Source organism: Streptomyces griseoluteus, from assembly GCF_004784465.1.
Classification (GTDB): Bacteria; Actinomycetota; Actinomycetes; order Streptomycetales; family Streptomycetaceae; genus Streptomyces; species Streptomyces griseoluteus.
In genome coordinates this window covers 376,597-398,200 of the sequence record NZ_SRRU01000005.1, presented here as the reverse complement: position 1 = coordinate 398,200, position 21,604 = coordinate 376,597, and the positions used below count along the sequence as shown (strand labels likewise).

The 21,604-nt window shown below is 71.2% G+C and carries 20 protein-coding genes and 1 riboswitch; of the genes, 18 read left to right on the top strand and 2 right to left on the bottom strand.

The genetic code is table 11. The features are described from left to right. The first annotated feature begins 1 nt into the window (after nt 1). From E5082_RS16530 to otsB, 3 genes are read left to right on the top strand one after another with little or no spacing between them, the layout of a single operon-like run. Complete coding sequence (locus E5082_RS16530; protein WP_444545213.1) at nt 2–1,234, top strand: ABC transporter substrate-binding protein; 1,233 nt, start codon at nt 2–4, stop codon at nt 1,232–1,234. Between the two features lie 35 nt (nt 1,235–1,269). Continuing rightward, nucleotides 1,270–1,494: a DUF3263 domain-containing protein gene (locus E5082_RS16525; RefSeq protein WP_030804564.1), complete on the top strand. Its 225-nt coding sequence runs from the start codon at nt 1,270–1,272 to the stop codon at nt 1,492–1,494. 51 nt (nt 1,495–1,545) lie between these two features. After that, a complete protein-coding gene (otsB, locus tag E5082_RS16520; RefSeq protein ID WP_135792002.1) occupies nt 1,546–2,406 on the top strand; it encodes a trehalose-phosphatase in 861 nt (286 codons plus the stop codon). Nucleotides 2,407–2,467: 61 nt separating this feature from the next. Here otsB and E5082_RS16515 read toward each other — a convergent pair whose 3' ends face one another. Further along, nucleotides 2,468–3,883 carry an alpha,alpha-trehalose-phosphate synthase (UDP-forming) gene (locus tag E5082_RS16515; protein ID WP_135792001.1) on the bottom strand — a complete coding sequence of 472 codons (1,416 nt, stop codon included), beginning with the start codon at nt 3,881–3,883 and terminating at the stop codon, nt 2,468–2,470. A gap of 73 nt (nt 3,884–3,956) precedes the next feature. Further along, nucleotides 3,957–4,901, bottom strand: coding sequence for a glucosyl-3-phosphoglycerate synthase (locus E5082_RS16510; RefSeq protein WP_135792000.1), 945 nt, complete (start codon nt 4,899–4,901; stop codon nt 3,957–3,959). A gap of 136 nt (nt 4,902–5,037) precedes the next feature. Then, a riboswitch (SAM riboswitch) is annotated at nt 5,038–5,195 on the top strand. 17 nt (nt 5,196–5,212) lie between these two features. On the opposite strand from E5082_RS16510, the gene thrC reads away from it, so the two are divergent. The 15 genes from thrC to E5082_RS16435 all read left to right on the top strand — a co-directional run bounded on the left by thrC (nt 5,213) and on the right by E5082_RS16435 (nt 21,431). Beyond that, complete coding sequence (gene thrC / locus E5082_RS16505) at nt 5,213–6,487, top strand: threonine synthase (protein ID WP_135791999.1); 1,275 nt, start codon at nt 5,213–5,215, stop codon at nt 6,485–6,487. Beyond that, a complete protein-coding gene (locus E5082_RS16500; RefSeq protein ID WP_135791998.1) occupies nt 6,484–6,759 on the top strand; it encodes a MoaD/ThiS family protein in 276 nt (91 codons plus the stop codon). Before thrC ends, E5082_RS16500 begins: the two co-directional genes overlap by 4 nt. Before the next feature lie 407 nt (nt 6,760–7,166). Next, nucleotides 7,167–7,370 carry a cold-shock protein gene (locus tag E5082_RS16495; protein WP_009189266.1) on the top strand — a complete coding sequence of 68 codons (204 nt, stop codon included), beginning with the start codon at nt 7,167–7,169 and terminating at the stop codon, nt 7,368–7,370. Between the two features lie 275 nt (nt 7,371–7,645). Further along, complete coding sequence (groL, locus tag E5082_RS16490) at nt 7,646–9,268, top strand: chaperonin GroEL (RefSeq protein ID WP_135791997.1); 1,623 nt, start codon at nt 7,646–7,648, stop codon at nt 9,266–9,268. Between the two features lie 269 nt (nt 9,269–9,537). Further along, nucleotides 9,538–10,605, top strand: coding sequence for a DUF1996 domain-containing protein (locus E5082_RS16485; protein WP_135791996.1), 1,068 nt, complete (start codon nt 9,538–9,540; stop codon nt 10,603–10,605). Between the two features lie 88 nt (nt 10,606–10,693). After that, nucleotides 10,694–12,430, top strand: a complete 1,737-nt coding sequence (locus E5082_RS16480; protein WP_135791995.1) for a discoidin domain-containing protein — start codon at nt 10,694–10,696, stop codon at nt 12,428–12,430. Between the two features lie 61 nt (nt 12,431–12,491). Next, on the top strand, nt 12,492–13,532 hold the full coding sequence (locus E5082_RS16475; RefSeq protein ID WP_135791994.1) for a LacI family DNA-binding transcriptional regulator: 1,041 nt from the start codon (nt 12,492–12,494) through the stop codon (nt 13,530–13,532). Nucleotides 13,533–13,573: 41 nt separating this feature from the next. Then, nucleotides 13,574–14,011 carry a hypothetical protein gene (locus E5082_RS16470; RefSeq protein WP_135791993.1) on the top strand — a complete coding sequence of 146 codons (438 nt, stop codon included), beginning with the start codon at nt 13,574–13,576 and terminating at the stop codon, nt 14,009–14,011. Nucleotides 14,012–14,212: 201 nt separating this feature from the next. After that, nucleotides 14,213–15,292 carry a lytic transglycosylase domain-containing protein gene (locus tag E5082_RS16465; protein ID WP_308437553.1) on the top strand — a complete coding sequence of 360 codons (1,080 nt, stop codon included), beginning with the start codon at nt 14,213–14,215 and terminating at the stop codon, nt 15,290–15,292. Nucleotides 15,293–15,391: 99 nt separating this feature from the next. Beyond that, nucleotides 15,392–16,495 carry a sigma-70 family RNA polymerase sigma factor gene (locus E5082_RS16460; protein WP_135791992.1) on the top strand — a complete coding sequence of 368 codons (1,104 nt, stop codon included), beginning with the start codon at nt 15,392–15,394 and terminating at the stop codon, nt 16,493–16,495. Between the two features lie 109 nt (nt 16,496–16,604). Further along, entirely contained in the window at nt 16,605–17,534 is a 930-nt protein-coding gene (locus E5082_RS16455) for an ABC transporter ATP-binding protein (RefSeq protein WP_135791991.1), read from the top strand. Continuing rightward, nucleotides 17,531–18,301, top strand: a complete 771-nt coding sequence (locus E5082_RS16450; protein WP_135791990.1) for an MlaE family ABC transporter permease — start codon at nt 17,531–17,533, stop codon at nt 18,299–18,301. Before E5082_RS16455 ends, E5082_RS16450 begins: the two co-directional genes overlap by 4 nt. A gap of 3 nt (nt 18,302–18,304) precedes the next feature. Further along, a complete protein-coding gene (locus E5082_RS16445; RefSeq protein ID WP_135791989.1) occupies nt 18,305–19,129 on the top strand; it encodes an MlaE family ABC transporter permease in 825 nt (274 codons plus the stop codon). 5 nt (nt 19,130–19,134) lie between these two features. Further along, the gene (locus E5082_RS16440) at nt 19,135–20,394 is read left to right on the top strand and encodes an MCE family protein (protein ID WP_373310073.1); all 1,260 of its coding nucleotides are present in this window, start codon (nt 19,135–19,137) and stop codon (nt 20,392–20,394) included. Next, nucleotides 20,391–21,431 carry an MCE family protein gene (locus E5082_RS16435; RefSeq protein ID WP_135791987.1) on the top strand — a complete coding sequence of 347 codons (1,041 nt, stop codon included), beginning with the start codon at nt 20,391–20,393 and terminating at the stop codon, nt 21,429–21,431. The genes E5082_RS16440 and E5082_RS16435 overlap by 4 nt, the downstream gene beginning before the upstream one ends. Nucleotides 21,432–21,604 lie beyond the last annotated feature (173 nt).

Here is a 21,604-nt window from a genome sequence, read left to right as displayed (position 1 = left end):
CATGACGGCGATGCTCGGCGGCTGTGGGAGCACGGGCTCCTCGGACACCACCCTCAAGCTGGTCGCCGCCGACTACGGCGACTCCCCCGCCAACAGCTCCAAGAAGTACTGGGCCGCGCTGGTCGACGCCTACGAGGCGACGCACCCCGATGTGAAGGTCCAGGTCAGCGTCTACTCCTGGAACGACGTCGACGCCAAGGTCAAGGAGATGGTCGACTCCGGGAACGCCCCCGACATGGCCCAGATCGGCGCGTACGCCGACTACGCGGCCGCCGGGAAGCTGTACCCGATGTCCGACACGCTCTCCATCGGCACGCAGGCCGACTTCGTGCCGCAGCTCGCCGACGCGGGGGACTGGAACCACACGCCGTACGCGATGCCGTTCGCGGCCTCCACGCGCGTCCTCTTCTACAACAAGTCGCTGTTCCAGCAGGCCAGCATCACCCCGCCCACCACCTGGGACGAGCTGGCCTCCGACGCCGAGGCGCTCAAGGCCAAGGGCGTGAAGTACCCGTTCGCGCTGCCGCTCGGCCCGGAGGAGGCGCAGGCCGAGACCATGCAGTGGCTGCTCAGCGGCGGCAGCGGCTACACCGACGACATCGGCACCTACACGATCGACTCCGCGCTGAACGGGGAGACGTTCACCTGGCTCAAGGACGACCTGGTGGGCAAGGGGCTCACCGGGCCCGTCGCCCCCGGCCGGCTCAACCGGGCCGCCGCGTTCGCCGCGTTCGCGGACGGGCAGGTCGGCATGCTCAACGGCCACCCCACGCTGATCCGGCAGGCCGAGGCGAAGGGCGTGAAGTTCGGCATGGTCCCGATGCCGGGCCGCACCGGGCGGGCCCGGGCCGCGATGGGTGTCACCGACTGGATGCTGGCCTTCAAGCAGAACGGCCACGCCCGCCAGATCGGCAGCTTCCTGGACTTCGTGTACGAGCAGAAGAACGTACTCGACTTCTCCCGCAAGTACGGTCTGCTGCCCGTCACCACCTCCGCCTCCGAGGCGATGAGCCAGTCGGACGCGAAGTCCGACGCGCCGCTGCACGCGTTCCTGGAGCAGTTGCCGAGCGCGGAGCAGTACCCGGTGAACAAGACCTCCTGGGCGGCGGTCAGCGCGGCCGTGAAGCAGGACATCGGGCAGGCGGTCTCTCCCGACGGCAGCCCCGCGGGCGTGCTCACCCGGCTCCAGGCCGCCGCCACGGCCGCCGACAGCACGGCCCAGTCCCAGGGCTGAGCCCGCTGTCAGTGGCCGGGGTTACGGTTGCCGGCATGGAACTCGGCAGCCGTGAGAAGGCGATCCTCGCGCTGGAGAGCCGGGGCTTTCCCGGCCCCGGCGCGAAGGAGCGCGCCATCCGCGAGCAGCTCGGGCTGGCGCCGGTCCGCTACTACCAGCTCCTCAACGCCCTGCTGGACGACGAGCGCGCCCTCCGGCACGACCCGGTGACGGTCAACCGGCTGCGGCGGGTCCGCGAGGCGCGAAGGTCGGAACGGTAGAGCCTCTTTTCGACAGGCGTGAGGGCGGCCCGGCGCGGATAGTGTCGCCCTATGGGCAACCCTGACAACACCGCCGACGACAGCACGCTGCCGGTACCGGTGACCCAGGCGGGCCGCGACGGCCTGCGGGCGCTGCTCCAGCGGCCCCGCACCGCCGTGATCGGCCTCGACTTCGACGGCACGCTGGCCCCCATCGTGGCCGACCCCGACCAGGCCCGCGCCCACCCCGGCGCGGTGCCCGCGCTGGCGGTGCTGGCGCCGAAGGTGGCCTCGGTCGCCGTGGTCACCGGCCGGCCGGCCGGGGTCGCGGTCCGCAACGGCGGCTTCGCCGGGGTCCCCGGTCTGGAGCACCTCGTCGTCCTCGGCCACTACGGCGCCGAGCGCTGGGACGCCGCGACCGGCACCGTCACCGCGCCCGCCCCGCACCCCGGCATCGCCGCGGTCCGCGCGGAGCTGCCGGGCGTCCTGGACCGGGCCGGCGCCTGGCCCGGAACCTGGATCGAGGAGAAGGGCCGCGCGGTCGCCGTCCACACCCGCCGCGCCGAGGACCCCGAGGCCGCCTTCGAGACCCTCCGGGCCCCCCTCACCGACCTCGCCACCCGCCACGGCCTCATCGTCGAACCCGGCCGCCTCGTCCTCGAACTCCGCCCGCCCGGCATGGACAAGGGCGTAGCCCTCCTCGACCACCTCCGCGCCACCGGCGCCGAGTCCGTCCTCTACGCCGGCGACGACCTCGGCGACCTCCCCGCCTTCGCGGCCCTCGAAAAACTCCGCTCCGAGGGCACCCCGTCCCTCCTGGTGTGCAGCGGCAGCAGCGAGGTGACGGAACTGGCGGAACGCGCCGACCTGGTGGTGGACGGCCCGGAGGGCGTGGTGGACCTGCTGAACGCCCTGGCTACCCACACCGAGTGACACCCATGGCCTCATCCCCGTCGGGGATGAGGCCATGCAAGGGCGCTTTTCCCAACGGCCTTCACCCCCGCAGCGCGTTCAGCTGGTCCAGGAACCACTTGGTGGGGGGCAGGGCCGTGGCCGCGTCGGACAGGTGCTTGGAGCGTTCGGCTCGGGCGGCGTCCGGGAGGGTCAGGGCCTCGTGGAGGGCCTCGGCCGTGCCGACGACGTCGTACGGGTTGACCGTGATGGCGTGCTCGGAGAGTTCCTCGTAGGCGCCCGCCTCGCGGGACAGGACCAGGGCCACGCCCTCGTCCGAGACGACCGGGACCTCCTTGGCGACCAGGTTCATGCCGTCGCGGATGGGGTTCACCAGGGCCACGTCGGCGAGGCGGTAGGCGGCGAGGGAACGGGCGAAGTCGTCGTCGAGGTGGAGCATGACCGGGGTCCAGCCGGCCGTGCCGTACTCGGAGTTGATCTGCTCCGCGACCCGGCGTACCTCATCCATGTAGGAGCGGTACAGGGCGAGGTCCTGCCGGGAGGGGTAGGCGAAGGCGACGTGGACCACGCGTTCGCGCCACTCGGGGTGGTCCTCCAGGAGGCGGCGGTACGCCAGCAGACCCCGCACGATGTTCTTGGACAGCTCGGTGCGGTCCACCCGGACGATCGACCGGCGCCCCTCGCCGATCTGCTCCCGCAGCACCGCCATCCGCTCGTCCACGTCGGCCCGGTGCGCCCGCTCCCGCAGGAACTCCGCGTCCGCGCCGAGCCCGTGCACCCCGATCTCCGTACCCGAGGGAATGCCCGGACCCAGGACCGCGTGGCAGCAGTCGGTGAACGCGTCCGCCCAGCGCCGGGTCAGGAAGGCCGCCCGGTCGGCGCCCAGGATGCCGGTGAGCAGCTCGGCCGCGACGTCGTCGGGGAGCAGACGGAAGTAGTCCGGCGGCGCCCAGGGGGTGTGCGAGAAGTGGCCGATGCGCAGGTCGGGCCGGAGCTTGCGCAGCATCCGGGGGGCCAGCGCCAGGTGGTAGTCCTGGATCAGGACCGCCGCCCCCGGCGCCGCCTCCTCGGCCAGCGCCTCCGCGAACGCCTGGTTGTAGGCCCGGTACGCGTCCCACTGCCGGCGGAACTCCGCGTCGAACACCGGCTCCAGAGGCGTCTGGTACATCATGTGGTGCACGAACCACAGCGCGGAGTTGGCGATCCCGTTGTACGCGTCGGCGTAGACCTCGGCGTCGATGTCCAGCATCCGCACCCGCTGCCCGCCGGTGTCCTCGGCGGGAAGCAGTCCGCCGTCCGCGCGCCGCACCGCCTCCCGGTCGCCGTCCCCGAGCGCGGCACACACCCACACCGCGTCCGTGTCCGGACCGATCGCCGACAGCCCCGAGACGAGACCGCCGCCGCCCCGGCGGGAACTCAAGGACCCGTCCGGACCCACCGTGTACGAAACCGGGCCGCGATTGGACGCGACCAGCACCTCAGCACCCTGCGTAGCCATGGCCTCAACCTAGCCCGGCCCACAAACGCTCAAACGTACGCGCGACCGGCGAGCCGGACCGTATACAGCCCGCTCACGCCACTTCCCGTGCCGCGTACTCCGCGATCTCCGCCATCGGCGGCCGCTCCTCGGTGTCCACCGAGTACGTACGCGGCTCGAACCCGCTCACCCCCCGCTCGAACTGGGTCAGCGCCGGCCGCACCAGATGCCCGCGCGCGAGCCGGAGCTGCGCGGTGCGGTAGATCGCGGCGGCCATCCGGCCGAGCGCCTGCCCGTCCTGGTGCCGGTGCTTGCGCACGCCCACGTCCACCTGGGCCAGCGCGTCCAGCCCGACCAGATGCAGCGAGTCCACCAGCATGCCCAGCTCGACCCCGTACCCCACCGGGAAGGGCAGCCGCTCGAGCAGGGAGCGCCGGGCCGCGTACTCCCCGCCGAGCGGCTGCACGAACCCGGCGAGCTGCGGCCAGTGCATGTTCAGCAGCGGGCGCGCCATCAGCTCGGTCACCCGGCCGCCCTGCCCGGCGGCACCGCCCAGCGGGCGGTCGTACATCGCTTTGACCAGGTCGATCCCCGGATCGGTGAGCAGCGGGCCGACGATGCCGAGCACGAAGTCGGAGGAGAACTCGCGCAGGTCGGCGTCCACGAAGGCGACGATGTCGCCGCTGGTCGCCAGCAGGGAGCGCCACAGCACGTCGCCCTTGCCGGGCACGGCGGGCAGCCGGGGCAGGATCTCGTCCCGGTGCACCACCCGCGCGCCCGCGGCGGCGGCCACCTCGGCGGTGCGGTCGGTGGACCCGGAGTCCACCACGACTATCTCGTCCACCAGCGGCGCCTGGAAGACCAGGTCGTGGCGGATCACGGAGACGATCTCGCCGACCGTCGCCTCCTCGTTCAGCGCGGGCAGCACCACGGAGACCTGCTGTCCGGACCGCTGCTTGGCGGCCAGCACGCGGTGCAGCGGGCGGTCGGCCACGGACCAGGAGTGGGTGGCCAGCCAGCGCTCGGTTTCTTCCATCATGGTCTGCGGCTCCTCACTGCCTGATCCATCTCGCGGTTCGGACGACACCTTCAACTCTCCTGGCCTTCGGTTACAGTCTTGAACAACGCCGATGACCATCGCATGTCGAGGTCGGACGGCGTTCACAACCGAATACCGCTCATCCAGAGGGGCAGAGGGATACGGCCCGATGAAGCCCCGGCAACCCTCCAGCCGGTCTCCCGTGCGCGACACACCGCGGCACGCGCGAGGCTCCCGGCTAGGGAAGGTGCCAAATCCGTCTCACGGCGAGATGCGTCGTGAGGAAGATGAGGAGAAAGGGCCTCGCCTCCATGGCTGTGCAGACTGTCGCCACCCCCACCGTCGATCTCGGACCCGCCGCCGCCCTGAGCTGTCGGGAGTGCGGACACCGCGTCCCGCTCGGTCCCGTCTTCGCCTGCGAGGAGTGCTTCGGGCCGCTGGAGATCGCCTACGACTTCTCCGCGTACGACACCGACAAGCTCCGGGCCCGCATCGAGTCCGGCCCCGCGAACATCTGGCGCTACGCCCCGCTGCTGCCCGTCCCCGCCGACGTGGCCGACAAGCCGAACCTCAACCCCGGCTGGACCCCGCTGGTCAAGGCCGACCGCCTGGCGCGTGAACTCGGCGTCACCGGCGGGCTGTTCGTGAAGGACGACTCCGGCAACCCGACGCACTCCTTCAAGGACCGCGTCGTCGCCCAGGCGCTGGAGGCCGCCCGTGCCTTCGGCTTCACCACCCTCTCCTGCTCCTCCACCGGCAACCTGGCCGGCGCGGTCGGCGCCGCCGCCGCCCGCGCGGGCCTGCGCTCCTGCGTGTTCATCCCGCACGACCTGGAGCAGGGCAAGGTCGTCATGGCCGCGGTCTACGGCGGTGAGCTGGTCGGCATCGAGGGCAACTACGACGACGTGAACCGCTTCTGCTCCGAGCTGATCGGCGACCCGGCCGGCGAGGGCTGGGGCTTCGTCAACGTCAACCTGCGGCCGTACTACGCCGAGGGCTCCAAGACGCTGGCGTACGAGATCTGCGAGCAGCTCGGCTGGAAGCTGCCGGACCAGCTCGTGGTGCCGATCGCCTCCGGCTCCCAGCTCACCAAGATCGACAAGGGGCTGAAGGAGCTGATCGCGCTCGGCCTGGTCGAGGACAAGCCGTACAAGATCTTCGGCGCCCAGGCTGAGGGCTGCTCGCCGGTGTCGGCCGCGTTCAAGGCGGGCCACGACGTGGTGCGGCCGCAGAAGCCGGACACCATCGCCAAGTCCCTCGCCATCGGCAACCCGGCCGACGGGCCGTACGTGCTGGACATCGCGCGCCGCACCGGCGGGGCGGTGGAGGACGTGACGGACCCGCAGATCGTGGACGCCATCAAGCTGCTGGCCCGCACCGAGGGCATCTTCGCCGAGACGGCGGGCGGGGTGACGGTCGGTGTCACCCGCAAGCTGATCGAGTCCGGCGCGCTGGACCCCTCGCTCACCACCGTCGTCCTCAACACCGGCGACGGCCTCAAGACCCTGGACGCGGTCGCCGGCACCGGTCTGACCGCGACCATCCGCCCGAACCTGGACTCCTTCCGAGAGGCTGGCCTCGCATGAGCGTGACCGTTCGCATCCCGACCATCCTGCGCACCTACACCGGCGGGCAGGCCGAGGTCGCCGCCGAAGGCGGCACGCTCGCGGAGGTCATCGAGGATCTGGAGAAGCACCACCAGGGCATTGCCGCACGCGTCCTGGACGACCAGGGCAGGCTGCGCCGGTTCGTGAATGTCTACGTCAATGACGACGACGTGCGTTTCGAGGGCGGACTTCAGACCGCCACGCCCGACGGCGCGGGTGTCTCCATCATTCCGGCGGTCGCCGGCGGCTGAAATTTACCCTCGGTAATGGCCCTCTCCGCAAGAGAAACGGAGGGGGCCATTCTGCGTGATTGAGCGCGGTAGAGTTGGGGAACGCGCTCCCGGTCCCGCGGACCGGGCATCCTTGATTGATGCCGTCGGCCCGACAAGAAGCAGCCAAAATGCGCGGGTAATGTGCGGCATTTGTTGCATTTATGGGGCCCGACTTGCCCCGAATTCGGCCGAAGTTGCGGCAGATTCCGGACTGTGTCCGTCCAGAATTCTCGTCCGATTGACCTGTTGCAGACGGCAGTTGGACAGATACATTCAGCCGCGGTCGACGCGTTCCGGCGCACGCCCCCGACCGATTGGGGGGCGAGGTCTGACCCAGGTTCACGAGGTGTGGATCTGCGCAAGGGCCAGTAATAGGGGAGTTAGCCATGGCTCAGGGCACCGTCAAGTGGTTCAACGCGGAGAAGGGGTACGGCTTCATCGCGGTCGACGGTGGTGCGGACGTCTTCGTCCACTACAGCGCGATTCAGATGGACGGCTACCGCAGCCTGGAAGAGGGTCAGCGGGTCGAGTTCGAGATCTCGCAGGGTCAGAAGGGCCCGCAGGCCGACATGGTTCGCGTCACCGCCTGAACGTCTCCAGCTGAGCGCAGGGCCCGTACCCGTACAGGGTGCGGGCCCTTCGTCCTGTTAAGTCCCCTCCTGATCCCCCGAAGGCGCTTGCACTCGCCCTGGGTGAGTGCTAATCATTGCGTTAGCACTCTGAAGGTGAGAGTGACAACGAAGGACCGGGTCGGTGAGGCCCGCAGGCCGGGTGGGGCAAGGAACCACGAGGCCGGCGAGCCGTCCGTCGCGGGCGCGGGCGCGGTCCGAAGGAATCACCCCCAGTCCTGGAGGGACCACTTCACATGGCCAAGATCATCGCGTTCGACGAGGAGGCGCGGCGCGGCCTCGAGCGCGGCATGAACCAGCTCGCGGACGCCGTCAAGGTGACGCTCGGCCCCAAGGGCCGCAACGTCGTCCTCGAGAAGAAGTGGGGCGCCCCCACGATCACCAACGATGGTGTCTCCATCGCCAAGGAGATCGAGCTCGAGGACCCGTACGAGAAGATCGGCGCCGAGCTGGTCAAGGAAGTCGCCAAGAAGACGGACGACGTCGCCGGCGACGGTACGACCACCGCGACCGTGCTGGCCCAGGCCCTGGTCAAGGAAGGCCTGCGCAACGTAGCCGCCGGCGCCAACCCGATGGCCCTCAAGCGCGGTATCGAGAAGGCCGTCGAGGCTGTCTCCGCCGCCCTGCTCGAGCAGGCCAAGGACGTGGAGACCAAGGAGCAGATCGCCTCCACCGCCTCCATCTCCGCCGCCGACACCCAGATCGGCGAGCTCATCGCCGAGGCGATGGACAAGGTCGGCAAGGAAGGCGTCATCACCGTCGAGGAGAGCAACACCTTCGGTCTGGAGCTCGAGCTCACCGAGGGCATGCGCTTCGACAAGGGCTACATCTCCGCCTACTTCGCGACCGACATGGAGCGCATGGAGGCGGTGCTCGAGGACCCGTACATCCTCATCGCCAACTCCAAGATCTCCTCGGTCAAGGACCTGCTCCCGCTGCTGGAGAAGGTCATGCAGTCGGGCAAGCCCCTGCTGATCATCGCCGAGGACGTCGAGGGCGAGGCCCTGTCGACCCTGGTGGTCAACAAGATCCGCGGCACCTTCAAGTCCGTCGCCGTCAAGGCTCCGGGCTTCGGCGACCGCCGCAAGGCCATGCTCGGCGACATCGCCATCCTCACCGGTGGCGAGGTCATCTCCGAGGAGGTCGGTCTCAAGCTGGAGAACGCCTCCCTGGACCTGCTGGGCCGCGCCCGCAAGGTCGTCGTCACCAAGGACGAGACCACGATCGTGGACGGCGCCGGCTCCTCGGAGCAGGTGCAGGGCCGCGTGAACCAGATCCGCGCCGAGATCGAGAACTCCGACTCGGACTACGACCGCGAGAAGCTCCAGGAGCGCCTGGCGAAGCTCGCGGGCGGCGTGGCGGTCATCAAGGCCGGTGCCGCCACCGAGGTGGAGCTCAAGGAGCGCAAGCACCGCATCGAGGACGCCGTGCGCAACGCCAAGGCGGCCGTCGAGGAGGGCATCGTCGCCGGTGGTGGCGTGGCCCTGCTCCAGGCCGGCCAGGTCTTCGAGAAGCTGGAGCTCTCGGGCGACGAGGCGACCGGTGCCAACGCGGTCAAGCTCGCGCTGGAGGCCCCGCTGAAGCAGATCGCCGTCAACGGCGGTCTCGAGGGCGGCGTCGTCGTGGAGAAGGTCCGCAACCTCCCCGTCGGCAACGGCCTGAACGCCGCGACCGGCGAGTACGTCGACATGATCGCCGAGGGCATCATCGACCCGGCGAAGGTCACGCGCTCCGCGCTGCAGAACGCGGCCTCCATCGCCGCGCTCTTCCTCACCACCGAGGCCGTCATCGCCGACAAGCCGGAGAAGGCCGCCGCGGCCGCTCCGGGCGGCATGCCGGGCGGTGACATGGACTTCTGATCCTCGCGGATCAACCGTCCTTCGCCAGGGCGGCACCTCCCTCACGGGGGGTGCCGCCCTTCGGCGTCTGTGCGGGCGCACCGGTTTCCGCCGCCTCCCTTGACACCCCCGCGCGACCGCCACAACACTCCACGACGGGAGAGCGCTCTCCCGGATTCCACGGCTTATGTGATGGACCGTCACGCGGACGGTCGCGGACGGCGTCGTCCCCCTCGCCGGTCCCGGCCGCCCGACCCCCACCGTCCCCATCGACGTGGCAGGAGGTCTCCATGGCACGGAGATCGAAGATCGTCTCAGGATTACTGGTGTCCAGCGCACTGGTCCTCACCTCGCTCGGCCTGGCCGGCGTGGCGGTGAGCGCCGACCCCGCGGCAGGGCCGGTCCACGCGGCTCATGCGATGCCCGTCTCCACGCAGTCCTCGCCGGAGGACCCGGACGGCGACGGGTACATCCCGGCGAACCCGCCGGTGACCGGGGTCGTCCCCTCCAAGGCCGAGCCGCCGCACCGCTACTTCCACGAGTTCCAGGCGAACTGCTCGGTGACCCACACCCGCCCCGACGACCCGATCGTCTACCCGGGCCAGCCGGGCAAGTCGCACGACCACACGTTCATGGGCAACACCACCACGAACGCGGCCAGCACCACCGCCTCGCTCGACGCGGGCGGCACCACCTGCAAGGCCCCCGGCGACAAGTCGGCCTACTGGATGCCGACCCTGCTCAAGGGCGGTACACCGGTGCTGCCGGTCGGCCCGCAGACCATCTACTACAAGGCGGGCGTCACCGACTACACCAGCGTGCGGCCCTTCCCGAAGGGGCTGCGCTTCGTCGTCGGCAGCCCGATGCAGTCGGCGGCCGAGTTCCGCGCCCACCGCGGTTTCGTGGAGGGCTGGGAGTGCGGTGACAGCTACTTCAACACCGACATCCCCGCCCAGTGCCCGAACCGGGCCGACGTCCAGCTCAACATCCGCTTCCAGGCGCCCAGTTGCTGGGACGGCAAGTACCTGGATACCCCGAACCACCAGAGCCACATGGCGTACCCGGTGGTCAACCCCGGCACGAACAACAACATCTGCCCGGACGACCACCCCGTCGCCCTGCCGATGATCGAGTTCAAGATGGCCTTCCCGGTCAACGGGGACATGAGCCAGGTCAAGCTGTCGAGCGGGGCGGGCTACTCGTTCCACTACGACTTCTTCAACGCGTGGGACGCGCCGACCCTGAAGGCGCTCGTGGACCACTGCGTCGTCGGTGCCCTCCAGTGCGACGCCCGGGGCTACGACCAGACGCACCCCGAGGCGGGCGCCGCCCTCGACGCGAACTACCGGCTCCCCTGAGTCCGTGCACCTCTCCCGCCGGCCGGTACACGGCCCGGCCGGCGGGACCCCGGCTCCATCCCCCCACCCGCACACCGGACGGACACTCATGACCGCATCCCGTGTCACGGCACCTCTCACGGCGGGCCTGCTCGCCGCCGGAGCCCTCGTCGCGCTGCCCGCCCCGCCCGCGCACGCCGCCGGCTCCGTCGTCAGGGTCACCGGCTCGCAGGCCAACTGGCAACTGACCGTCGACGGCAGCCCGTACCAGATCAAGGGCCTCACCTGGGGGCCGTCCACCGCCGACGCATCGCGCTACCTGCCCGACCTGAAGTCGATGGGCGTCAACACCGTCCGCACCTGGGGCACCGACGCCTCCAGCAAACCGCTCTTCGACGCCGCCGCGGCCCAGGGCATCAAAGTGATCGCCGGGTTCTGGCTGCAGCCGGGAGGTGGCCCCGGCAGCGGCGGCTGCGTGAACTACCTGACGGACACCGCCTACAAGAACCAGGTGCTCACCGAGTTCCCGCAGTGGGCGGCCACCTACAAGGACAACCCCGGCGTCCTGATGTGGAACGTCGGCAACGAGTCCGTGCTCGGCCTGCAGAACTGCTACAGCGGCGCCGAGCTGGAGCGCCAGCGGGACGCGTACACCACGCTCGTCAACGACATCACCAAGAAGATCCACGCCGTCGACCCCAACCACCCGGTCACCTCCACCGACGCGTGGACCGGCGCCTGGCCGTACTACAAGAAGAACGCGCCCGACCTCGACCTCTACGCCGTCAACGCCTACAACGCGGTGTGCGACGTCAAGGCGGCCTGGGAACAGGGCGGTTACACCAAGCCCTACATCGTGACCGAGACCGGTCCGGCCGGGGAGTGGGAGGTGCCCGACGACGCGAACGGCGTCCCCGCCGAGCCCACCGACCGGGCCAAGGCCGACGGGTACACGCGGGCCTGGAACTGCGTCACCGGGCACCGGGGTGTCGCGCTCGGCGCCACGATGTTCCACTACGGCACCGAGTACGACTTCGGCGGCATCTGGTTCAACCTGCTGCCCGCCGGGGAGAAGCGGCTGTCGTACTACGCCGTGAAGCGGGCGTACGGAGCGGACACCTCGCGGGACAACACCCCGCCGGTCATCTCCGACCTGAGCATCGAGGGCGACGCGGCCAAGGTTCCGGCGGGCGGTGACCTCACCCTCGCGGTCAAGGTCACCGATCCCGACGGCGACCCGATCACGTACGAGGTGCAGGACAACAGCAACTACATCGACCAGAGCAAGCAGCTCGTCACGCTGCCCGCGACCAACCTGGGCGGGGGCCGGCTGCGGGTCACGGCGCCGGACCGGCCGGGGGTCTGGAAGATCTATGTGAAGGCCAAGGACGGCAAGGGCAACGTGGGCGTCGAGACCCGGTCCTTCCGGGTGGTGCCGCCCGTCCCGTCGGGGACGAACCTCGCCCGGGGCAAGCCGGCGACCGCCTCCTCGGCCCAGACGGGCGGCGGGGACTGCCCCTGCACGGCCGCGGGCGCCGTGGACGGCAACCTCGCCACCCGATGGGCCAGCGACTGGAGCGACCCCCAGTGGCTCCGCGTCGACCTCGGCACCCGCACCTCCTTCCGGCACGTGCAGTTGGTGTGGGAGACGTCCTACGCGCGGGCCTACACCGTGCAGACCTCGGACGACGGGCAGAACTGGACCACCGTCCGCGCCGTCACCGACGGCAACGGCGGCGTCGACGACCTCGACGTCTCCGGGGCAGGGCGCTATGTGCGGGTCAACGGGACCGCGCGGGGCACCGGTTGGGGGTACTCGCTCTACGAGTTCGGGGTCTACGGCTGAACCGGCCGACGGGCCAGGAGCACTCTGTCCCGGCACGCGGGAGGGCCGCTAGGGTGCCGAGATGAGCAGAGACGCCCCCACGCTGGAGGACGTCGCGCAGGAGGCGGGAGTCTCCCGCGCGACCGTCTCGCGGGTCATCAACGGCGTCCGCAACGTCGACCCCGCCATCCAGGAGACGGTGCGCCGGGCCGTCGAGCGGACGGGATACGCGCCCAACCGGGCCGCCCGCTCGCTGGTGACCCGGCGCAGCCAGACGGTGGCCCTGGTGGTGTCGGGTGCGGGGGACACCCCGGAGGAGGTGCACAACGCGGTCGCGACGCGCGTGTTCGCCGACCCCTTCTTCGGGCGGGTGGTCAGCGGTGTCGTCGGGTACCTCCGCCCGCGCTCCATGCACCCGCTCCTGATGTTCGCCGAGTCCGCGGACACCCGCCGCCAGGTGCTGACCGACCTGCGCCAGGGCAGTGCCGACGGCGCCCTCGTCGTCTCCACCCACGCCGACGACCCACTGCCCGCCCTCCTCGCCGACGCCGGCCTCCCCGCCGTCCTCTTCGCCCGCCCCTCCCGCCCCGTCCCCCTCAGCTATGTCGACCTCGCCCACCGGGACGGGGCGGCCCTCGCGGCCGAACACCTCCTGGCGCGCGGCTGCCGCCGCATCGGCACCGTCACCGGCCCCCTCGACGTCGCCGCCAGCCGGGAGCGGCTCGCCGGGTTCCGCGACACGATGGCCCGCCGGGGGTATCCGTGCGTCCCGGTCGCCGAGGGGGGCTTCACCCTCGACACGGGTGCGTCCGCGATGGCCGCCCTGCTGGCCGAACACCCCGGCCTGGACGGCGTGTTCGCCGCCAACGACCTCATGGCCCAGGGCGCCTGCCAGGTCCTGCGCGAACACGGCCGCCGCGTCCCGGACGACGTCGCGGTGGTCGGCTTCGACGACTCCAGCGCGGCCCTGAGCTGCCGCCCACCCCTGACCACCGTGCGGCAACCGGTGGAGGAGATGGCCGCGGCGATGGCGCAGCTCCTGGACGAGCATGTCCGGGGGGTGCGGAGTGAGCCTGCGTCGCTGATCTTCGAGCCGGAGCTGGTGGTGCGGGAGTCGGCGTGAGCGGTGAGGGCAATTGGCGGTGATCATGTCAGAATCCGCGTGTGCCGGACGCTGATTACTTCTCCGCCGCCGATGACGTGTCCGCGCTCGCCGTGATCGAGGGTGGTGGTCCGGCGCGTGTCGGGCTGGACGTGGTCTTCCTCAAGGACGTCGACCCGGTCGATGCCATCGTCGGGCTCGAAGCCGTCATGACGGGGTGCAGTCATGAAGAGGCCGGCGCGCGGCCGCGGGTCGGGCAGTTGCTGTCGTCCGCCGAGGTGGACAGCCCCTTCGTGCTGACCGTGTCGGACACCCTGCGCGACGCCCTGGTCTCCGTCTCGGCGGAGGACGCCGTGCGTGCGGCCGAGGCATGGGTGGCGTCCGGCTCGGCGACCGGACTCGATGCCGCGACGGCCACGGGGGTCGTGGAGGCACTGGCCGGTCTGGCCAGGCGTGCTCATGCCGCTGGGCTGCGGCTGTATTGCTGGTGGACGCTGTGACGGGTCACAGGCGAACACCACGTCGGTGGCGGTGAGGTGGCGCACCCGCATCGCCGGACTCCCGGTGGACCAGCCGTCCTTCGCGGCCACCGTGCCCGCTCCCTCAGGAGCGCCCGCCCGATTCCGCCGCTTCCGTGCGACGGACCAGCCCTCCGGCCGCGTAGAGCAGACGACGGACTCGCCCAGGGAGGGGACTGCACAGTGACAGCGCGTGCACTCAAGGGAGCACTGAAGGGCGCCAGGGCTACGGCGACAGCGGCGCTGGCGATGGCCGTGCTGACCGCGTCGCAGGCGCCGCGAGCGGTCTCGGCCGAGGCCGCGCAGCCCGCGCGGAGCACGGCACCGGCCGAGCACGGCCCCACCGTGTCGGGGGACACCCCGTACCGCACCGGCCTGCCCCCGCTGCGGACGCGGAAGGAGGGCCGCCCGGCACAGGAGGCGACGGGCGGCGGCGGTGCCCTGCCCGCGAGCGTGTTCGCCGCGTACCGGCGCGCCGAGGCGGAGCTGGCGCGCAGTGCGCCGGGCTGCCGGCTGCGCTGGCAACTGCTCGCCGCGATCGGGCAGGTGGAGTCCGGACAGGCACGGGGCGGCCGGGTGACCCGGGACGGTACGACCGTGACGCCCATCCTCGGCCCGCGCCTGACGGGTGGCGCCTTCGCCGCCGTCGCGGACACCGACGGCGGCGCGTACGACGGGGACGCGGTGTACGACCGCGCGGTCGGCCCGATGCAGTTCATCCCGTCCACCTGGGCCCGCTGGGGAGCGGACGGCAACGGCGACGGACGCAGGGATCCGAACAACGTCTACGACGCGGCGCTCGCCGCCGGCCGCTACCTGTGCGCGGGCGGCCGGAACCTGTCGAACCCCGCCGATCTGGACCGGGCGATCCTCGGCTACAACCACTCGGACGCCTATCTGCACACCGTCAAGGCCTGGTACGCGTACTACCTGACCGGGCATCGCGTGGTGCCGGACGCGTCCGGCGGATCCCCCTCGGACCGGCCGGAGCCGTCCGGCCCGAAGAAGCCGAAGCCCTCGCCGTCGAAGCCCTCGCCGTCGAAGCCTTCGCCGTCGAAGCCGTCGGACGACCGGAAGCCGGCCCCTGGTCCCTCGCGCACGCCGACGGCGCCGCCCACCCCACCCGCTCCCGGCCCGTCCCCCACGGCCGGTCTCCCGAAGGCGTCCGGGACGCCGCTGGTTCCGGTCCCCGGACCGACCCTCACGCTGCCCGGCGGCGGTGTCCTGCCCGGCGCGGGGCAGCTGGCCACCGGCCACGGCTAGAACACGAGGGGCGCCGCCCCCTCCACAACTGCCACTACTCGGCGGTAATGTCGCCACCGTCGGAAGTACAGGACCGGCGGGTGGTGCGAAGGGGCCCTCATGGCGACGGACGTGCCTGCGGACACAGCGGCCGCCGACGAGCGTTGGCAGCGCATGTGGAGCCATCGTGAGCAACTGCTCAAGGTGGCCCGGCGGCGATCCATGAGCCAGGAGGACGCCGAGGACGCCGTGCACGAGGCGATGCTGCGCGCCGCGGAGCGCCCGGACCTGGACGACGAGCGGCTCGGCGCCTGGCTGACGACGGTGACGATGCGGCTGTGCGTCGACCGGCACCGGCAGGTCAACCGCGAGGCCGAGGTGGGCAGTCGCCCCACACTCGTCGCGCCCGGCCCGGTACCCGTCGAGGAGGCGGTGTGCGACCGGGCCGAGGCCAAGTGGCTCGCCGTGCGCAGCGGTGAGCTGCCCGCCCGGCAGGCGGAGGCGCTCCGGCTGAGGTCCGAGGACCTGGACGTGAGCCAGGTCGCGGTGCGGATGGGGCTCAGCTACCGGACCGTCGAGTCGCTGCTCGCCCGGGCCCGGCGGACGCTGCGCGCCTCGCTGGCCGGGACGCTCGGGCTGGTGCTGTTCCTGGTCGGGCGCGGGCGGCTGCGCGGCGGCGGCCATGCGCAGGCGGTCGCGGTCACCTCGACGGCGGCGACCCTGGTGGTGGCGGGGTTCGTGCTGCCGTACGCGCTCGGCGGGGGCGGAGACGGGAACGGTCCGGCGCCGTGGCCGGCCGTGTCCGGCCCCGCGCAGGTCCTGGACGGCGAGGCCACGGGCCAGGGGCGCGCCCCTAGGACGCTCGCCACCTCCCCCTCGGCGCCGGGGGACCGGGGCCGGACGCCCTCACTCACCGGAGAAACGTCTCTGCTGCCGGGGTCCGAGGCACCGGGGATGCCGAAGGTGCCGTCCCTGCCCGACGTGTCCGCGTCCGCGCTCACGAAGCTGTCGGTGCCGCGGGTTCCCCAGGTGCCCGAGGTGCCGGGCCTGACGGCCGCCGCGCCGGACCTGCCGACCGCGGTGCCGGACCTGCCGACGAAGTCGGCCGTCCCGTCGCTCCCGTCGGTCCCGTCGCTTCCCACGGCCTCCGTCCTCCCCGCCGCCCCGCTCTCCGTCCCCACCCTGGGGACGCCTTCGCGCACGCCTTCGCCGACGCTGCCGTAGCACCCCGTACACGCGGCCGTAAAAAAATCCCCGTCCGCAGCGACGGACGCCCCTTCCCTCCCCGTAGAGCAGATGTCGGAGCTGCTCCACGGGCGAAGGGTGTGACCGGATGGGTGTCGAGATCTGTGTGGAAGGGCTGACCAAGTCCTTCGGCCACCAGGTCATCTGGCAGGACGTCTCGCTGACCCTGCCCGCCGGGGAGGTCTCGGTGATGCTCGGCCCCTCGGGGACGGGCAAGTCGGTGTTCCTCAAGACGCTCGTGGGGCTGCTGAAGCCGGATCGGGGCTCCATCACGATCCAGGGCCGGGACATCACCAGGCTCCGCGAGCGCGACCTGTACGAGGTGCGGAAGCTGTTCGGCGTGCTGTTCCAGGACGGCGCGCTGTTCGGCTCGATGAACCTCTACGACAACATCGCCTTCCCGCTGCGCGAGCACACCCGTAAGTCCGAGAGCGAGATCAGGCGGATCGTCCTCGAGAAGATGGACATGGTCGGGCTGCTCGGCGCCGAGGGGAAGCTGCCCGGCGAGATCTCCGGCGGCATGCGCAAGCGGGCCGGACTCGCCCGCGCCCTGGTCCTCGACCCGGAGATCATCCTGTTCGACGAGCCGGACTCGGGCCTGGACCCGGTCCGCGTGGCCTACCTCAACCAGCTCATCGTCGACCTCAACGCACAGATCGACGCGACCTTCCTGATCGTCACCCACGACATCGCCTCGGCCCGCCAGGTCCCGGACAACATCGGGCTGTTGTTCCGGCGCGAGCTGGTCATGTTCGGGCCCCGCGAGAAGCTGCTGGCCAGCGACGAGCCCGTCGTACGGCAGTTCCTGAACGGCCGGATGCAGGGGCCGATCGGCATGGCGGAGGAGAAGGACGCGGCCCAGGTCGAGCAGGAGCTGGCCCAGATCGACGAGGACGGCCCGGCCGGCGCGCCGGCTCCCCGCCTGCTGCCCGGCCCCGGCATCACCCGTCCGCCCCGCTGGGAGGCGATCGCCAGACGCGAGGCGGAACTGCACGGGGCGGAGGTGACGAGCCCATGAGGCTCTCCCCGACGGGTGCCCTCCGCCAATCGGGCAACCTGTTCGCGATGGCGCTGGACGTCGTCCGGTCCCTGCCCCGACGGCCCTTCCAGGCGCGAGAGTTCATCCAGCAGGCGTGGTTCGTCGCCAGTGTCACGATCCTGCCGACGGCCCTGGTCTCGATCCCCTTCGGGGCGGTCATCGCCCTGCAGATCGGCAGCCTGACCCGGCAGTTGGGCGCCCAGTCCTTCTCCGGGGCCGCGTCCGTGCTGGCCGTGCTGCGGGAGGCCTCGCCGATCGTCACGGCGCTGCTGATCGCGGGCGCGGGCGGCACGGCCATCTGCGCGGACCTCGGAGCACGCAAGATCCGGGACGAGATCGACGCGATGCAGGTCCTCGGCATCGACCCGATCCACCGGCTCGTCGTACCGCGGGTGCTGGCGTCGATGGCCGTGGCCGTACTGCTCAACGGCCTCGTCTCGGTGGTCGGTGTCGCGGGCGGCTACTTCTTCAACGTCGTCCTCCAGCACGGCACGCCCGGCGCCTACCTGGCGTCCTTCACCACCCTCGCCCAGCTGTCCGACCTGTGGGCGGCGGAGATCAAGGCGCTGGTGTTCGGGGCCATCGCGGCGATCGTCGCCTCGTACAAGGGGCTGACGGCGCAGGGCGGCCCGAAGGGCGTGGGTGACGCCGTCAACCAGTCCGTGGTGATCACCTTCATGTTGCTGTTCGTGACCAACTTCGTGATGACCGCCGTGTACTTCCAGGTCGTCCCGCAGAGGGGTTAGCCGATGAGACCGAGAGACGTCCTCGACCGCCCCCTGCGCTCACTCGAAGAGCTGGGGACGCAACTGTCCTTCTACGGACGCTCCCTGGCCTGGACGGGCCGCACCCTGCGCCGCTACAAGAAGGAGATCCTGCGGCTGCTCGCCGAGGTGAGCTTCGGGCGCGGCGCGCTCGCCGTCGTCGGTGGCACGGTCGGCGTGATCGCGTTCCTGTCCTTCTTCACCGGCACCGAGGTCGGCCTCCAGGGTTACGCGGCCCTCAACCAGCTCGGCACCTCCAACTTCGTGGCGTTCCTGTCGGCGTACTTCAACACCCGGGAGATCGCCCCGCTGGTGGCCGGGCTCGCCCTGTCCGCGACCGTCGGCGCCGGGTTCACCGCGCAGCTCGGTGCGATGCGGATCAGCGAGGAGACCGACGCGCTGGAGGTGATGGGCGTCCCCTCGCTGCCGTTCCTGGTGACGACGCGGATGATCGCCGGCTTCGTCGCGGTGATCCCGCTGTACGTGGTCGGGCTGCTGTCCTCGTACCTGGCCGCCCGCACCATCACCACCGGCTACTACGGGCAGTCGACCGGCACGTACGACCACTACTTCCACCAGTACCTGCCGCCCGTCGACGTGTTCTGGTCCTTCGGCAAGGTGATCGTCTTCGCCGTGCTGATCATCCTGGTGCACTGCTACTACGGCTACCACGCGAGCGGCGGCCCGGCCGGTGTCGGCGTCGCGGTGGGCCGGGCGGTGCGGACCTCGATCGTCGCCGTCAACGTCCTGGACTTCTTCCTGAGCCTCGCCATCTGGGGCGCCAACACGACCGTACGGATAGCGGGGTGAGAGCGGTGCGCACGCACAGAACGAGGCTCAGGCTGTACGGCATCGCGTTCCTCACCGTGGTCGCGCTGCTGCTGTCGCTCGCGGTGGCCGTCTACCAGCAGGCGTTCACCTCCGTCGTGCCCGTCACCCTGGAGGCCGACACCCTCGGCAACCAGCTCGACCCGCGCGCCGACGTCAAGCTGCGCGGGCTGCTGGTCGGCGAGGTGCGCGCGGTGCACGCCGACGGCACGAAGGCGACCCTCGACATCGCGCTCAAGCCGCAGTACGTGTCGTACATCCCCTCGGACGTGCACGCGCGGCTGCTGCCCAAGACGCTGTTCGGCGAGAAGTACGTCGACCTGGTCGCTCCCGTCGGCGCCGTGCAGCCGGCCCGGTCCATCCGCGCGGGCGACGTCATCACCCAGGACCGCACCAAGGTCGGCATCGAGGTGCAGCAGCTGATGAACGACCTGCTGCCGCTGCTGCGCACGGTCCGGCCGGGCGAACTCGACGCCACCCTCTCGGCGTTCGCCACCGCGCTGGAGGGCCGCGGCGACCGGATCGGCGGCAACCTCACCCGGGTCGAGGGCTATCTGCGCCGCCTCAACCCGCACGTGCCTTCCCTCAAGGAGGACATCACGCGGTTCGCGGACGTCGCCGAGGTGTACGGCGACGCCGCGCCCGACCTGATGCGGATCCTGCGCAACACGGTCACCACCAGCCGGACGATCACCGAGAAGAAGGACCAGTTGGCATCGGCCCTGCGCGCGACCGCCACCGTGGCGGGCACGGCGAACGACTTCCTGTCCGAGAACGGCGACCGGCTGATCACCCTGGGCCGGGTCTCCCGCCCCACGCTGGAGCTGTTCGCCCGCTACTCACCGGAGTACCCCTGCCTGTTCCAGGGCCTGGTCCGGCAGGAGAAGGCGTCCGAGGACGCGTTCCGGGGCGGCGAGATGCGGATCACCCTCGAGGTCGTCCGGCCGCAGGGGGCGTACCGGCCCGGTGAGGAGCCGGTGTACGGCGAGCGGTCCGGCCCCGACTGCCGCGGCCTGCCGCATCCACAGGTGCCCGGACCGAAGCCCCACCTACACGACGGGACGTCGGCCGCGGGCTCCGGCGGCGCACAGCCCGCAGGCGCCGGCGTGTCCGCCACCCGGGCCGAGCAACGGGCCGTCGGCTCGCTCGTGGCTCCCGTCATGGGCGTCCCCGCGGACCGGGTACCGCCCGTGGCGACCCTGCTGTTCGGGCCGCTCGCGCGCGGGACGGCGGTGAGTGTCGCATGAGCAGGTCAGGAGCCCGGCAGACCGCCGCCCCGCTGGTCAAGTTCAGCCTCTTCGCGCTGGTCACGATCGCGGCGACGGCGCTGCTCGCCGCCACCATCGTCAACATCTCCTTCACCCCCAAGGACACGTACCACGCGGTGTTCACCGACGTCACCGGGCTGGAGACCGGCGACGACATCCGGGTGGCCGGAGTGCGGGTGGGAGAGGTCCAGGGAATCCGGATCAAGGACCGGACCCTGGCGGAGGTCACGTTCACCGTCAGCACGGACCGGCCGCTGCTCGCCGCGACCCACGCCGTCGTCCGCTACCGCAACCTGGTCGGGCAGCGGTACATCGCGCTCACCGGGGGCGCCGGCGACGCCACCGCCCGGCTGCGGCCGGGCGGCACCATCCCGCTGTCCCGGACCCAGCCGGCGCTGGACCTCAACGCCCTGCTGAACGGCTTCAAGCCGCTGTTCGCCGCGCTCAGCCCGAGCGACGTCAACCAGCTCGCCACCGAAATCGTCCAGACCCTCCAGGGCGAGGGCGGCACGGTGAACAGCCTGCTCGCGCACACGGCGTCGCTCACCAGCACCCTCGCCGACCGGGACAAGCTCATCGGGTCGGTGATCGACAACCTCAACACCGTCCTGCAGACGCTCGACGAGCGCGGCTCCCGTTTCTCCGGGCTGCTCACGCAGCTGCGCCGGGTGATCTCGGGGCTGTCCGCCGACCGCAAGCCCATCGGGGCGTCTCTGGTGAGCATCGGCGACCTCACGGACGTCACGGCGGGGCTGCTGAAGGACGCGCGTCCACCGCTGAAGGACGACATCGCCGGGCTCGGCGATCTCACCGGAACGCTGAACAAGAACGAGAACACCGTGGAGGGCGTCCTGAAACGGCTGCCGAACAAGCTCGAGAAGCTGACGGGGACCGCCTCGTACGGCTCGTGGTTCAACTTCTACCTCTGTGACTTCGACGGCCGGATCGTGCTGCCGAAGACCAAGCAGGTGATCACCCCGGAGCTGCACGTGGCGCGGGCGAGGTGCGGCGGATGAGCAGGCGCGTCAGGCGGCGCGACGCCCGCCGTCCCGAGCCGCTGGTGAAGGTGCGGGTCCTGCCGCCGAAGCTGCCGAGGCTTCCCCGGCTGCTGCCCAGGCGCGCACCCCGTCCCGAGCCGCTGGGGAAGGTGCGGGTCCTGCCACCGCGGCTGCCGAAACTCCCTCGGCTG